The 13911-nt window shown below is 44.8% G+C and carries 12 protein-coding genes and 4 pseudogenes; 10 read left to right on the top strand and 6 right to left on the bottom strand.

What is annotated here, in order from left to right; translation table 11 throughout:
• Positions 1-184: 184 nt before the first annotated feature.
• The 3 genes and pseudogenes from Q1A70_RS16815 to Q1A70_RS16805 form a co-directional block, all read left to right on the top strand.
• Positions 185-742, top strand: coding sequence for a DUF1439 domain-containing protein (locus tag Q1A70_RS16815; RefSeq protein WP_299694191.1), 558 nt, complete (start codon positions 185-187; stop codon positions 740-742).
• Between the two features lie 189 nt (positions 743-931).
• Positions 932-2494 carry a glutamate synthase-related protein gene (locus Q1A70_RS16810; protein WP_299694188.1) on the top strand — a complete coding sequence of 521 codons (1563 nt, stop codon included), beginning with the start codon at positions 932-934 and terminating at the stop codon, positions 2492-2494.
• Between the two features lie 60 nt (positions 2495-2554).
• Positions 2555-2828 (top strand): annotated as a pseudogene (locus Q1A70_RS16805) (NAD(P)H-dependent oxidoreductase); the annotation flags it as partial.
• A gap of 99 nt (positions 2829-2927) precedes the next feature.
• Here the strand turns inward: Q1A70_RS16805 and Q1A70_RS16800 are convergent.
• Positions 2928-3740: an enoyl-CoA hydratase/isomerase family protein gene (locus Q1A70_RS16800; protein ID WP_299694185.1), complete on the bottom strand. Its 813-nt coding sequence runs from the start codon at positions 3738-3740 to the stop codon at positions 2928-2930.
• A gap of 130 nt (positions 3741-3870) precedes the next feature.
• On the opposite strand from Q1A70_RS16800, the gene Q1A70_RS16795 reads away from it, so the two are divergent.
• Together Q1A70_RS16795 and soxR are read left to right on the top strand one after the other, a co-directional pair.
• Positions 3871-4830 carry a LysR family transcriptional regulator gene (locus Q1A70_RS16795; protein ID WP_299694182.1) on the top strand — a complete coding sequence of 320 codons (960 nt, stop codon included), beginning with the start codon at positions 3871-3873 and terminating at the stop codon, positions 4828-4830.
• 180 nt (positions 4831-5010) lie between these two features.
• Positions 5011-5451 carry a redox-sensitive transcriptional activator SoxR gene (gene soxR / locus Q1A70_RS16790; protein WP_299694179.1) on the top strand — a complete coding sequence of 147 codons (441 nt, stop codon included), beginning with the start codon at positions 5011-5013 and terminating at the stop codon, positions 5449-5451.
• An 18-nt stretch (positions 5452-5469) separates the two neighbouring features.
• Here soxR and Q1A70_RS16785 read toward each other — a convergent pair whose 3' ends face one another.
• Positions 5470-6231 carry a carbohydrate deacetylase gene (locus Q1A70_RS16785; RefSeq protein WP_299694176.1) on the bottom strand — a complete coding sequence of 254 codons (762 nt, stop codon included), beginning with the start codon at positions 6229-6231 and terminating at the stop codon, positions 5470-5472.
• Between the two features lie 109 nt (positions 6232-6340).
• A complete protein-coding gene (locus Q1A70_RS16780) occupies positions 6341-7669 on the bottom strand; it encodes a 6-phospho-beta-glucosidase (protein ID WP_299694173.1) in 1329 nt (442 codons plus the stop codon).
• Positions 7670-7772: 103 nt separating this feature from the next.
• Between Q1A70_RS16780 and Q1A70_RS16775 the strand changes: the two genes are divergently transcribed.
• The 3 genes and pseudogenes from Q1A70_RS16775 to Q1A70_RS16765 all read left to right on the top strand — a co-directional run bounded on the left by Q1A70_RS16775 (position 7773) and on the right by Q1A70_RS16765 (position 9277).
• A complete protein-coding gene (locus tag Q1A70_RS16775; protein WP_299694170.1) occupies positions 7773-8657 on the top strand; it encodes a LysR substrate-binding domain-containing protein in 885 nt (294 codons plus the stop codon).
• Between the two features lie 28 nt (positions 8658-8685).
• Positions 8686-8760, top strand: a pseudogene (locus Q1A70_RS16770) (VOC family protein); the annotation flags it as partial.
• Between the two features lie 97 nt (positions 8761-8857).
• Positions 8858-9277, top strand: coding sequence for a globin (locus tag Q1A70_RS16765; RefSeq protein WP_299694167.1), 420 nt, complete (start codon positions 8858-8860; stop codon positions 9275-9277).
• A gap of 117 nt (positions 9278-9394) precedes the next feature.
• Here the strand turns inward: Q1A70_RS16765 and Q1A70_RS16760 are convergent, their stop codons facing one another.
• Positions 9395-10165 carry a DUF481 domain-containing protein gene (locus tag Q1A70_RS16760; protein WP_299694164.1) on the bottom strand — a complete coding sequence of 257 codons (771 nt, stop codon included), beginning with the start codon at positions 10163-10165 and terminating at the stop codon, positions 9395-9397.
• A gap of 140 nt (positions 10166-10305) precedes the next feature.
• On the opposite strand from Q1A70_RS16760, the pseudogene Q1A70_RS16755 reads away from it, so the two are divergent.
• Positions 10306-10473, top strand: a pseudogene (locus Q1A70_RS16755) (DUF4345 domain-containing protein); the annotation flags it as partial.
• Positions 10472-11326, top strand: a pseudogene (locus Q1A70_RS16750) (sulfatase-like hydrolase/transferase); the annotation flags it as partial. The pseudogenes Q1A70_RS16755 and Q1A70_RS16750, both read left to right, overlap by 2 nt.
• 68 nt (positions 11327-11394) lie before the next feature.
• Here Q1A70_RS16750 and Q1A70_RS16745 read toward each other — a convergent pair.
• Both Q1A70_RS16745 and Q1A70_RS16740 read right to left on the bottom strand, forming a co-directional pair.
• Positions 11395-12420 carry a LacI family DNA-binding transcriptional regulator gene (locus Q1A70_RS16745; RefSeq protein WP_299694161.1) on the bottom strand — a complete coding sequence of 342 codons (1026 nt, stop codon included), beginning with the start codon at positions 12418-12420 and terminating at the stop codon, positions 11395-11397.
• Between the two features lie 234 nt (positions 12421-12654).
• Positions 12655-13740, bottom strand: coding sequence for a porin (locus Q1A70_RS16740; RefSeq protein WP_299694158.1), 1086 nt, complete (start codon positions 13738-13740; stop codon positions 12655-12657).
• Positions 13741-13911: the final 171 nt, after the last annotated feature.

Below are 13911 nucleotides of genomic sequence, written 5' to 3'. Positions count from 1 at the left end.
TCAGTGTAATTATCATAGTTCGTAGCATGATCCTGATTTTACTAAAAATCAAGCACCTTCAATGATCACGGGTATATGCTTATTAATTAAAGGGATTCACGAATATCGTATTTTTACTGTTATGTTTATTGATGAACACACAGTAAACTCCGCGCTAATCACTAACGATAAAGAGCTGATATTGATGATAATTAACGTAGCAAAAAAGTTCATTTTAGCAGCTTCTGCGCTGATGCTAGGCGGTTGTGTTAGCTATAGCGTTACTGAACAAGAAATGACGAGCTACCTGCAAGATTCGGTGATGTTAGAACAAGAAGTCGGTGTGCAAAACGTTATGTATGCGCAAGTCGCGGTTGATGACTTAGCGGTGCAAATTGGTCGAGCTGATGCCGAGCGTGTGTCTGTTCTGGCGAATACCAATGCAAAAGTTCAAGTGTTTAACATGCCAAATATGGGGTTAGATCTTGATATCGAATTCAGCGCGATTCCTGAATACGACAAGGAAAGTGGCGAGGTGTATCTAAAGTCGCTGCGACTAGAGCGCTTTGAAGAAAAGGGCAAACAGCTTTCGCCTGAAATAGAGACACTACTCAAACCCGCGGTATCGATGATAGGTTTTGCTTTATCTCAGGCTCCGGTTTACAAATTGGACAGCAGTAAGGTTCAAGAGTCATTGATTAAAGCGTCGGAGCCCAACCTTGTGATTAAAGACAACAAGCTGGTGATCGAACTGTTTGATTAATCGAATTTAAATTCAATCGTTCATTCTGGCTATCCAGTGGGTAGCCATTTTTATGCCCAAAACGATGGCTGTGGTTACCCACTTTCAGCGTCTTAAGCTCGCCGTTCATTGAAATCCCGCCCTATCTCTTCTTTACTTTGATCTTGTGAGCTAGTCATCAAATGATAAAAATAATAGGGTGAACCATCTATGAAGAATCCAGTGATAGCCGATATTAAGTCAATGAAAGTGGAGCTAACAGAAGGGGAAAAATATTACTTCTGTAGCTGTGGTAAATCGAAAAACCAACCGTTTTGTGATGGTTCTCATGCTGGCTCTGGTTTCAAACCCAAGAGTTTTGTCGCAGAAAAGAGTGGTGATGCGCACCTGTGCGGTTGTAAGTATTCGAACAACCTGCCTTTTTGCGATGGAACCCATAAACAATTTACAGCAGATCAGGTTGGGCAAGAAGGCCCTGATGTTCATATTCAATCGGCAACGCCAGAACTGTCACCTGCAGCATCGGCAACCAAAGAAGAGCCCACGGTTGAGTTTATTCATCAACTTGCACGAGACGGTTTATCTAAAGTGGGTCATCATGGACCAATGACATCGATGGGCGTCCCAAGGTATCTGTTGCCTCATTGGGATGATATTCAGGTGATGGTGGCACAAATGGCGACTAAGCCTCTACAAGAAGAGGTGACGGTTAATACTGAACTTGTGATCGGCCCGCAGGCGAAGAAACCACTCAAGCTCAAAATCCCGCTGTTTGTATCCGACATGAGTTTCGGCGCTTTGTCTGAAGAAGCTAAGGTCTCTTTAGCCAAAGGTGCAGAGCTGGCAGGTACGGGTATTTGTTCGGGGGAAGGTGGTATGCTACCCGAGGAACAGGCCGCGAACTCTCGCTATTTTTATGAACTCGCCAGCGCTCAGTTTGGTTACGATGAATCTAAGCTTAAAAACGTTCAAGCCTTCCACTTTAAAGGTGGACAGGGCGCGAAAACCGGAACGGGCGGGCATTTACCGGGGGCGAAAAGCATCGGCAAGATCGCCGAGGTGCGTGGCATTGAAGCGGGCACCGCTGCGATTTCACCACCAACCTTCAAAGACCTAAAAACGGTCGAAGATTTTAAACAGTTCGCCGACCGAGTTCGAGAAGTGACGGGCGGTGTCCCGATCGGCTTTAAGCTAAGTGCTAACCATATCGAGGAAGACATTCAGTTCGCATTAGATGCAAGTGCCGATTATATCATCTTGGATGGACGTGGCGGTGGTACTGGGGCTGCGCCAGAAATGTTCCGAGACCATATCAGTGTTCCTACTATTCCAGCTTTGGCTCGTGCTAGAGCCTACCTAGATAAACAAGGGGTTAGTGATCGAGTCACATTGATCATCACGGGTGGCTTACGTGTTCCGATGGACTTTGTTAAAGCGATGGCACTTGGTGCTGATGGTGTCGCTATCTCAAACAGTGCTATGCAGTCGATAGGGTGTGTGGCGGCGAGAATGTGTAATACCAATAATTGCCCAGCGGGTATTGCGACTCAAAAGGCCGACTTACGCCAACGTTTAAATGTCGAGAAGGCATCGAATCAGCTTAAAAACTTCTTTGAAGCATCGACAGAGTTAATGCAAGTGATGGCGAGAGCGTGTGGACATGATCACCTGAATCAATTTAACCCTCACGATTTGGCAACATGGAATCGTGAAATGGCAGAACTATCGGGCGTTGCCTATTCTGGTATCAGTTCATTAAATAAACTTAAGTAAATTACCTTTTGATAAAGCACACTTACTGCATTTATGAGTGTGCTATTTTTACCTGTGCCATACACAGCGGCCTTTAAAAACGTATTTGATTGGGCATCGCGCATCGATATGAAAGTAGGGTAAACCTGTGGTAATGCTGGCTACCTCTCCGGGCTCAGGTGGCGCAACCTCGGTGTTATCTTCTGCGGTTAATTCTGCGCCTTACTTCGATGCCGATGTGAAAGGGTCGATGTCAGTGCCGAGCTTCTACGATAACTTCGATATGGAGACGGGCGAGATGACCAACCTAGAGATGATCGACAATCTTAAAATGATCATGAAGAAGATCGGTTAAGTGGTTTTAGCGTACTCAGTTCATTCGCTTCATGCCGTGGGCGGGTAGATCTTAAATGCTGAAGGCAGCCATAACGTCATGGCTGCCTTAGGTGTTGTATTAGTTTGATAACTCAGCGGCGGTATCAACGAAGATGCCTTGAATGTCTTTCGCTTCACGCTCAGTTTGACCGCCGTGCTTTAGGAATGCAGCAATGATGGCTGCTGTTTTTTGCTCTTTTGCACGCTCTAAGAAGTAACGCAATTCTAGCTCTGATCCCGCTTGCTCATCTTTGATTGAGGTTGCGATGATCTCTTTGTACATCACGATGTCACGCACTTCCAATTGGCTGATCACACCTAGCGTTGCCGCTAAGAAATCTTCAAGCTCTGCCTTCGGCACGAACTGAGTAATGATATTGCGGCTTTCAGCTTGTTGCGCAGTAAAATCGTTACCTAGTAACAGAGCTTGTAGTGCTTTATTTTTGCCCATGCGTCTTGCAAATTGCACCGCACCTTGGCCACCTGTCGGGATGTTTACATGAATTTCTGGTTGTGCGAACGCTGAGTTTTCAGTGCCATAAGCAAGGTCACACGCCATCACAAACTCATTACCGCCCCCACGAGCAACACCATCAACAACAGCGACAGACACTTGTTTCATCGCTTTGATGTTTTCAATCATGTGGTTGAATTCGATTGAGCCAGCCTGTCCACCTTGAGTGCCGTTGATCACGTTAAGATCCAAATGAGCAAGGAAGAACTCAGCATGCAGTGATTTGAATACCACCACTTTAGTATCGCGGTCATCTTTTAGCGATAGAACAAACTCATTGATTTCATTAATTAAATCGAAAGTTAATACGTTCACTGGTGGATTGTTGATTGATACAGTAGCAATGCCATTTTGATTAGTAATTGATAGTAGTGTCATCTTTGTTTCCTCTAATTATTTGGGACTGAATGTTGTCTCCGTTATGTGCAGCTACTATAGATTTGTAATAAGATGAGAAAAATAGTCATATTGGCACTTAATTGGTGCTTTAAATGAAACAAAGGTCGTTATGGATACATCAAGTCGTTTATTATTGCTGCTAGAAGTGGTTGAGTTGGGCTCGTTCGTCAAAGTCGCGGAGCAGAGGAACGTTGACCGTTCTGTCATCTCTAAACAGATCAGTCGTCTTGAAGAAGAGCTCGATGTTCGACTGTTGAACAGAACCACTCGCTCTTTGTCGCTCACGGCAGCAGGCAATGAGATGGTCAACCAAGCCCATCAATTGCGAGCCTTACTCAATGACACACAACGCTTGGCACAGAATTATCATTCCGAGCCTAGAGGCCTGTTAAGAATTACGAGCTCTACCATGTTTGGTCGGCAATATGTTCAGCAGGCGATATCAGTATTTCAGAAACAGTATCCGGATGTGGATTTTGAACTGAGACTCGAAGATCGTATCGTTGATATGGTCAAAGAAGGGTTTGATATTGGTTTTCGAATTGGTAAGCCTAAAAACTCTAGCTTGATCTGCCGCAAGATAGCGAGAAGCAGACTCTTGATTGTTGCGTCTCCTGAATTCATTGAAAAGCACGGGGCAATTAACACCATCGAAAAGCTTGAGTCATTGCCGGCCACTATTTATGCCGCACCGGGCTTGGTGATCGACAAATTCTCCTACAGCGATGATAAGGGCAATACACAGCATTTTCAGCTCAACGCGACCTATAAGGTGAATGATGTGGAGATGATTCCGAAGAGTGCGCTAACAGGCAATACCTTAGCGGTGGTCACGGTACAGATGATCACTGATGAAATATCAAAGGGCGAGTTAGTGCCTATCATGACGCATTTGGCATTGGATGATTTTGGTACCTTTTATGCGGTTTATCCTCACCGAGACGCGCCGATAAAAACCAAGTTGTTCATCGATACATTGAAATCGATAGTCGGGGAAGAACAGCCAATTTGGGAGCAGGGTATTGCGGGCTTTGATGAGATGTATGGTAATCGTACCGCGAAGCCATAATCGATTATTGTAGATATCAGTTATATATCCTCGGTGAGAGATTTACTTAAATTCAAATCTATACCTAAAGTTAAAGTGAACTCTGCTTTTTTATATGCTGAGCTTTGTTTAGTGCTCTTGCGTGTATTTGATTGAAGAAATTAGAGCTCGTATTGGATATTCGGAAAGGGAAGTAACAACATGAAAAACATCGTGTATTTAACGATTGGTCAACTCTCGGAGCGCAGTGGTGTCGCACCTTCGGCTCTGCGTTTTTACGAAACCAAAGGGTTGATTGCTTCTATTCGAACTAATGGTAACCAACGCCGCTATCAATCTGCAATGCTGCGTCGAATCGCCCTGATTCAAGTCGCCCAATCGATAGGGTTTACGCTTGAAGAGATTACCGAAGAGTTGTCTAGTTTGCCGATGAACCACACCGCAACCAAGCGTGATTGGGAGCGAGTGGCGAAGAAGTGGCAAGGACAACTCGACAGCAAGATGGCACAGATCCGCTCGCTACAAGAGAATTTAACTGGCTGCATTGGTTGCGGCTGTTTGAGCATGCAGAAGTGCCATCTATTAAGCCCAGAAGATATTCTGCATGACCAAGGGCAGGGTGCTCAGCGTATCCTCGACTAGATTGGTTTTAGGATTTAGCTAAAGCTGATCGAATCCAATGCATTCAATACCATTGTCAGAGAGCCATTGTTGTAAGACCGGACTCGTCAATAAGGCGTGTTCTTCCACTCGCTTAGTGGCATAGCTAGACAATGACCTCAGTTCGTCACTGGCAAAAAGCGCGGGATGGCACATCAATTCGACCGTGCCGTTAGGTATCATGGCTTGGTGGCTCAACAGCAAATCTTGTAAGCTGGTTAGTGAAACCCCGTTATCAAAAAATCGCATATCAAACGCATCTGGTGTTGGCACTAAAAGTGAATCTTGCCCGCTCACAATATTGTCGATTCGTCTCACGGGCAGGCCGATATCATTGGCGGTTCGAGTAAATGCAGCTTTAAGAGGCTGGAAGACGCCGCCGAAGTGATGACTGTCGATATGATTGATCTTTAAACCAGCATCAAGCGCAGCTTGGTATTGCGCATTAAGCTCAAGCACCACCTCTTCTTCAACAACATCTGCTTTGTTGAGCAGGGTAGTTTTATCTACAAAATACCCTTTATGATCGACAAGGCTGGGGATGAGTTCTGGTGAGCTAATGGGTTTGCCTGCCGTGACCGTAAAATGTAATCCAACTTCAGGAACTAAGCCTTGGTGGTAAAGTTCGATGGCATGTTGTGTACCTGGCTGGTTCATCATTATTGTGGTTGATTTCACCATACCAGCTTTCAAACAATCGACAATGCCAAGGTTTACGCTTTCGGTGAGACCGAAATCATCGGCGTTCAATATCAACTTCATGGTTGGCCTCATTCTAATGAGAAGGTGTGGGTTTTCAGATTTGAATTAGCTCAGTGTCTACTGAGCTAATATAACGAGAACAGTGATTTATACTGAGGGAGTTATCACACTATGTCAGCCGATGAGCGAACGCAGGCATGAACTCTAAGTTTTCGCGAATCGTTTCTAGCAGAGCTTCATCAATGTGCGAGCCTGTATCAACGATTGGGTTTAGGATCAGAGCACGTTTCGCTGTGGCAATATCTCCCGTTATCGCTGCTTTTACGGTGAGGGTTTCAAACTCTTTCATTTGCTGGATCAAGCGCAGCGTATCACTGTCAAAAGGCTCGACGTTGAGTGGGATAATTTCACTGCTGGTGATCACTGAACTGACTTCCACCGCGCAGTCATCTGGCAACCCTTGTATTGCGCCGTTATTGCGGGTATTTACATGCATGATAGAGCGCTTGTTGTTATAAATACTGCTCATCAACTCACAAGCAGCTTCAGAGTAATAGGCACCACCACGCTCTTCTAACAGTTGAGGTTTGGTATCCAGCATTGGATCTTTGTATATCTCAAGCAGTTGCTTCTCAACTTGAGCCACTAAGTCGGCGCGGTTAGCGTTGTTCTTAGACGCCTCAAACTCTTTATCTAAGATATCTCGAGACTGATAGTAGTAACGCAGGTATGCACATGGAATGATGTTGAGTGAGCGAATTAACTCGCCGTCCCATTCAAAGGGAGGGATATTTTTCGGCATCATTTGATCGTTGCCACCAAGAAGTTGATTGATAACCTCACCCAGCTTGTCTTGCCCTTCATGTAGCACCTTGCGAGCCCACACTAAGTGGTTCAAGCCTGCAATTTGCATCGTAATGTCTTCACGTTTTGCGCCAAGCATTTTGGCTGCACCAAGCTCCATATTGACTGGAACGTTACACAGACCAACGGTTTTGATTGACGAGTGTTTAAGCAGAGCTTCGGTGACCATGCCTGATGGATTGGTAAAGTTGAGTAGCCATGCGTTCGGGCATAATGCTTCCATCTCTTTCGCGATTTCTAATGCAATAGGGATAGTGCGACAGGCATTTGAGAAACCACCCAGCCCGTTCGTTTCTTGCCCGATCATTCGATATTTCAAGGCGATGCGTTCATCACGCAACCTTGCTTCTAGTCGACCCGCTCGAAATTGAGAGCATACGAAATCGGCGTCTTTCAGAGCCAATTGTCGGTCCGTGGTCAGGTGAACATTAATTTCGCAGTTAACTTTATTAATCATGCGCTTGGTTAAATCGGCAATGATATGAGCTTTTTCTAACCCAGCCTCGATATCCACCAACCACAGATCAGTAATAGGTAATTCGTGATGACGTTTTAACAAGCCTTCAACTAACTCAGGGGTGTAACTTGAACCGCCACCGATCACGACGACTTTTAATTTTTGTTCTTGTTTCATGTTATTCACCATTAGATTTTTAGATTACTTGACTTAATCTATATGATGAGTTGGCACACCGACAAACCAGAATTGATGAGTTATAAATTAGTGAGATTAATCCATGGGCTTGTTTGAAAATAGGCAACAGACACTGTCATTGCTACACACATTCAGTGTTGCGGCTAAACATTTGAGCTTTACTTTGGCTGCTAAAGAGTTGTTTTTGACACAGGGTGGTGTCAGTCATCGTATTCAAAAGTTGGAGCAACAGCTGAAATTTAGCCTGTTTGTACGTAAAACGAGAAAGCTCGAATTGACCCCAGAAGGTCAGCGAGTTCTTTCGATGTTGAATGTCTCTTTTGAATCGATATTTTCTGAACTCATGGACATTCAAACGGGTGAATTGAGTGGTGAGCTATACATCGCAACCTCTCCCTACTTTGCTTCGTCTTGGTTGATGCCACGTCTACCCGAATTTAGAAAACTCTATCCGAACTTGAGCCTAAAGCTGCAAACCAAACAGAACCAATCTGACTTCCAATTCGAACCTTATGATGTGGCTATTTTTTATAGTGAAGGGCATTACCCTAACCATTACAGCGAGCGACTTTTTTCAGGAATCAGAACGTCTGTGTGCAGCCCAGAGTACGCCAAGAGGTTTAGTCTCGATAAGGGGTTATATCAATTAGCTGATGTACAGTTTATTCATAGTGGGAACGTGACGGCTTGGCAGCGGTGGTTAGCTGAAGTTCAAAGCGATGTAGATTGCACGTTGATGTGTGATTACTATAGTGATAATCGTTTGGCCATGGATGCTGCGATACTCTCAATGGGCGTTGCACTAGGGCGCTTAGAGTTTATGACGCCACATATCGAGCAGGGGGTGTTGGTTGCTCCAATGATGAGCATAGAGTCTGGTAAGGGCTATGATTTGGTGTGCCCGAAAGGGATGGACCAACGAACCAAGTTTCAGGTGTTTGCTCAATGGATAAAGCAACAGTTGTAGTTGGGGGACGCCTAGACAAATGAGATTGAAGCGCCGACTTTACATGGCTTATTTGCATGATCCTGATGGAAACAAGATTTGTGCAACTCACTTTGTGTTGTAGCTCACGATATGCCGCAGTTCTTTTTATACCACTGTGGCGTATAATTAAGTCATATTAGTGGTTCAAGACAAACAGACTATTGCAAAGGATTAGCTAGATGACTTCAAACGAACTGTTTTATGAGAGCTTTGAGCGTTGCCGGATTGATCAAGCGTTTTTAGAGTCATTCTTGGCCGACTTTTGCCAACACAATCCTAGGTTTTCAGAGCGCTTTGAAAAAGTGGGATTGGAGCAACAAACCAAGATGCTCAAGGCTTCAATCATCCTCATCTATAACTCAGCTGGGTTGCCCGGTGTGCGCAACTCGGTAAAGCGACTCGGAAAACAGCACAAAGATTTAGGAATGGATATCTCTGAGCAAGAGCTCAATGAGTGGTTTAAATCATTGCTTAATACGGTTAAGAAATACGACCCTCACTATAATGATCAAGTCGAACAAGCATGGACAGAAACCCTCGATGTTGGCCTTAAAATCATGAAGCAAGAGTGCGTGGTTCCAAATTCTGTGAACAACTAGACCCTTGATTAATTATTCTCTGTCTTGCTTATTCGTTATTTAAAAACGGCAATAGCGCAGAGAGGATGACTTTGTAAGGTAAGCCTAACGCTATCAGGCTTACCTCCTATTGTTTGACTAGAAATGAGCAGCCCACCCAATCAAGAAACCTTGTGATGCCGTGTCATATTCAAAAGTCCCTTTGTTTTCGTAGTCCACCCAAGTGGATTTGTAGGCAACATTTAAGTCAGACCAACTGTTTATCTGGTATCGAACACCAGTTAAAAGAGATGAGGTAAAGTTGGTGTCACTGCCAAGCCCTGCATCAATGGTAGCGTGAAACTTCCAATCCTTATTGATCTGCGTTATCCATCTCACACCTATTTGGTAATCTATCCAATCTTCATCTAATGATTTGCTTCTATTTAAGTCGCCAACTGAAGTGTAAAGCTTGGCATCTATGTCGTTATCCCACCAACGAAGCCCAAACAGATAATCAATCGTGCCAAAATCGTATTGGTAGCGCTTAAACCCCTTCACATCTAAAACACCTTGTCGGATATCAAGATTGCCTTTCAATACCTCTAGGTTGCTACTTAAAACTGAGTTTGTTTTTCCGCTTAACTTCATGAAGCTGTAATCAATGTAATAGCCCCACTGATTGTCATAGACACCCTCTAAACGCACCATTGCGGTCATATCAAGATGATCCATGATGAATGCAGGATCAACATCGACACCTGCAGACAAATCACCAATGGTGCTGTCTCCGCGGATGTTGAGTGCGAGCGCGTAAATTTCGAAGCTATGTTGCCACTTTTTTGTATCCGCTTGTTCACTTGCTTCCTGAGCATTGACGGTTGAACTTGCAGCTAATGCTGATGCGAGTAAATAACGCCATTTAGCCATATTGATATCCTTATCTTCTATGTGAAATAGCACGAGAGCGAATGTATCTCCCAATTATCCACTCTTCCATATATGCAACTTGTATATTGATGGTTGTAGACTATGTTTTTTGAAAAGAGCCAAATTAAAAGAGTAAGGATATGAAGCCACAAAGTGTTTTCCTGTTAGTTGCAGTTGTGGGACTAACACCCATTGCGCTGTCTTACGGCTATTCGCCAGTTATCTCTCTTGATTACCTTTTTGGGATCGACGCGAGTCCTATCAATGTCACTCATATCTTTCGTGCCGCGATGGGGTTGTACTTAGCGTATGCGTACGCTCGATGATGAGGTAAACGACCACGCGATCAACTTCATCGAAAGGGCGGTTGAAGCGGAGAAGCCATTCTTTACTTGGTATTGCCCATCACGAGGACACGTTTGGACGCACCTTTCTGAAGAGTATGAGGCCATGCTCGGCCAGAACGGCTAGGGACTGCAAGAAGTGGTGATGAAAGCTCTCGGCATTGCCGACAATACCATCATTATTTTTACGGCTGATAATGGCCCTGAAATCATGACATGGCCAGATGGCGGTATGACGCCGTTCCATGGCGAAAAAGGCACAACATGGGAAGGGGGCGTGAGAGCGCCTGCATTGGTTAGTTGGCCGGGCAAAATCCCAGCTGGCAGTGTCGGCAATGGCATCTTTGATGGTATGGATTGGTTACCAACACTGATTGCAGCGGCGGGTGGCCCAGCAGACCTGAAAGAGAAAATGCTCAAAGGTCACGATGGTTTTAAAGCGCACCTCGATGGTTACAACCAAGTTGATATGCTGACGGAAAAAGGCGAGTCGAATCGTAAAGAGATTTACTACTACGAGCGAGACAAGCTACAAGCGGTTCGAGTGGGTGATTGGAAAGCGCACTTCGTAGTACAGAACCACGGTTGGAGTGGCCCGAAAGAAGAACTTAACGCACCACTACTGTTCAACTTGCGTCGTGACCCTTACGAACGAGCAGCTGAAGAATCTGGAATGTACTTGAAATGGATGGGGCAGAAGATGTGGGCATTTGGTCCTGCTCAAGCCGCTATTCAGCAACACTTAGCAACCTTCGAAGAGTGGCCGCCAGTCACACCTGAATCTCCGGCAGAGAAAACCGGTGGTGTGGGGAATTAATCAAATATCATAAAAAATCCCGCTCTGTGTGAGCGGGATTTTTATTGGAATGCGTCTAAACCTTGGCTCTATTTTAGCGTCGTTTTTCGTTCTATGAACTTCACTGGCACCATCAACTTAACCAAGCTGGTGTCCTGCTCTTGAATCTGACTAACGACAATTTTCACTGACTCACGAGCAAGGCGCTTGAAATCTTGCTTAAAGGTGGTCAATTGGTAGTTCAACCACTGAGTTTGTGGGATGTCATCAAAACCAATTACTTGCAGATCTTCAGGAATACGCAGATTGAACTCTAAGCGCGCTACATCCATGACCGCCATTGCTAGGTTATCTGTCGCACAGAATATTGCTTGTGGCTGTGTTGGTTCGGAAAACAGAGCGCGAATCGTATCCAGTGAATCAAGGTAGTCATAATCCGCTTCAATAACACGAGCTTGCTTGCCTGTTAAGTCTTCGAACTCTGAACAAAAGCCCGCTTCACGTTCGCCATTGGTGTAAGTCGGTACGTTACCTGTTAGGTAAACCGCTGACTTTGTTCCAACGCTATGCAAATGCTGAGCAGCAACTTGGCCTGCTGCATAGTTATCGCTCACCACATGACTGCTCTTAGTACCTTCAACTACACGAGCATACTGAACAATAGGGATATCGAACTCTTCACACTCTTCATAAAGCGACTTATTGAACGTCGCAGAAGCGGCAATCACACCATCAACTCGATACTGGAAGATGTTAGGAATCGAGTGGTTGTCATGACCATCGACTTGCCAAGGGATAAGCACTGCAGAATAGCCCTGTTTTTGTAACTCAGTTGAGATGAGCTGCAGGGTTTTCATGTGAATGGGGTAGTCAGCATCAGGGAAGACCAAACCAATCAATTTAGACTCGTTGGTAGTAAGGCTTCGGGCAAAAGCATTTGGGCGATAGTTGAGTGCTTTTGCGGCTTCAAATACTTTTTGCTTGGTTTTTTCAGAAACCGAACTGCCAGGTACAAATACACGAGAAACAGTAGATTGAGAAACGCCAGCCAGTTTAGCGACATCTTTTGATGTTACTGTTGCTTTAGGTAACGAGGATTGTTTTGGAGAGTTCATAAACCATGTATTTTAAGCCAAATTAATGACGTGTAGAGTATCATAATTAGGTACGTATTCAAAAAAAACAATGCATGAAAATGTTATGAAAGATAAGGGCTAATTGAGGTTGTTGGGTATTTGCTTGGGTATGACCCAAAAGAAAGCTCTACGTACATGCATAAGCATATTGTAGAGCTTTAGTTGGACAGTGTTGTTCAATAGTTCTTATTTATCTAACGCCTTGTTCAGTCATTAGAAGTAGTAACGAATACCTGCAGCGAATTGGTCATCACGGTTTTCGAATTTGTTACCAACAAGCTGATCTTTACCTAGATCGAATTGGTACTCAGTCCAAACTAGGAATTTGTTCTTCTGGAAGTGGTATTCAACACCGGGGATAAGAAGGTTACGTTCATAGCCATCTGTCTTGTCATCACGATCTTCCATGTAGTTGTAGTTCAACGTAGGGCGTAGACCATTGTCGAAGTGGTAGTACGTGTAGATTTCACCACCTAGGGTATCGAACATTACATCCGTACCGCCTTGGCTTACTGCTTCCCAGTTTTCGCCAACATGGAAAGTGGCACCTGCGTAGAAGCCGCCGTTACTGTAGTTCGCACCCAATAACATGATGCGTATGTTGTCGCCATTTTCTACGCCAACCACACCTGAGTCTAGGTCTGCAATTTCATTTTGGTGGTAAGCTGCACCGAGTGTTACGCCACCAACCGGTTTGTAAGTGATTGACGCACCCATACCGTTTTTCAATGAAGCTGTCGCATTACTCGCTAGTGCAACTTCTTCACGTGTCGTTTGGTAAGTGAAGCCGTAGCTTACTTGGTCGTTGATTGAGTTACGGTAAGTAATGGAGTTTTCTGCTCGACCTGTACCAGAAGCAATACCCCAATCAGACAGGTTGTAAACACCTGAACCGCGAGTACCAAAAACACGACCTAAGTCGGTGTACCATGCTACGTCATAAAAAGTAGACCATTGCTTAGTTCCCGCAGCAATTTTGCCGTATTTTTCGTGCTCTGCGCCAGCGTATAGAAGTCGGTCGTAAATATTGTCGCCGTTAGCACCGGAGTTGTAACCCCACTCAGCATGGCCAAAGCCTGTCCAGCCGTTGTCTAGTCCCATTTGACCTTTAAGGCCGAAACGAGAGCTACCGCTGTTCCACTCACCGTTATGGTCGCCGCCCTTATCTTGGTAACGAACGTCGAAACGACCGTCTAAAGTAAGACTATCGCCCGCGTCATTGGTGAAAGTGTGTGCAGCGAAAGCAGAACCCGAGGCAAGTGTTGTCAGGATCACTGCAGAAAGAATCGACTTTTTCATTGTAATTCTCTTTATTCAGGCCGTAGAAAGCCACCGTGCTTTCAAGCCCGTTATATTGGTTATGATTTGGTAGGGTGTACCCCATCCATGAGGCACTAGGGCGTGTTGATCTTTCGAGCTGATTTTTGCAGCGAGTTGCTGGGTATTTATACAAGGCAGAGGCGTCGATGT

This window comes from uncultured Vibrio sp., assembly GCF_947488985.1.
Classification (GTDB): Bacteria; Pseudomonadota; Gammaproteobacteria; order Enterobacterales; family Vibrionaceae; genus Vibrio.
Note: the sequence above shows the minus strand (reverse complement) of the source record. Positions and strands in the feature narration are given on the sequence as shown.

Coding starts and splice junctions, on each gene's coding strand:
- Q1A70_RS16815 (WP_299694191.1), top strand. CDS start 185: ATGATAATTAACGTAGCAAAAAAGTTCATTTTAGCAGCTTCTGCGCTG.
- Q1A70_RS16810 (WP_299694188.1), top strand. CDS start 932: ATGAAGAATCCAGTGATAGCCGATATTAAGTCAATGAAAGTGGAGCTA.
- Q1A70_RS16800 (WP_299694185.1), bottom strand. CDS start 3,740: ATGACACTACTATCAATTACTAATCAAAATGGCATTGCTACTGTATCA.
- Q1A70_RS16795 (WP_299694182.1), top strand. CDS start 3,871: ATGGATACATCAAGTCGTTTATTATTGCTGCTAGAAGTGGTTGAGTTG.
- soxR (WP_299694179.1), top strand. CDS start 5,011: ATGAAAAACATCGTGTATTTAACGATTGGTCAACTCTCGGAGCGCAGT.
- Q1A70_RS16785 (WP_299694176.1), bottom strand. CDS start 6,231: ATGAAGTTGATATTGAACGCCGATGATTTCGGTCTCACCGAAAGCGTA.
- Q1A70_RS16780 (WP_299694173.1), bottom strand. CDS start 7,669: ATGAAACAAGAACAAAAATTAAAAGTCGTCGTGATCGGTGGCGGTTCA.
- Q1A70_RS16775 (WP_299694170.1), top strand. CDS start 7,773: ATGGGCTTGTTTGAAAATAGGCAACAGACACTGTCATTGCTACACACA.
- Q1A70_RS16765 (WP_299694167.1), top strand. CDS start 8,858: ATGACTTCAAACGAACTGTTTTATGAGAGCTTTGAGCGTTGCCGGATT.
- Q1A70_RS16760 (WP_299694164.1), bottom strand. CDS start 10,165: ATGGCTAAATGGCGTTATTTACTCGCATCAGCATTAGCTGCAAGTTCA.
- Q1A70_RS16745 (WP_299694161.1), bottom strand. CDS start 12,420: ATGAACTCTCCAAAACAATCCTCGTTACCTAAAGCAACAGTAACATCA.
- Q1A70_RS16740 (WP_299694158.1), bottom strand. CDS start 13,740: ATGAAAAAGTCGATTCTTTCTGCAGTGATCCTGACAACACTTGCCTCG.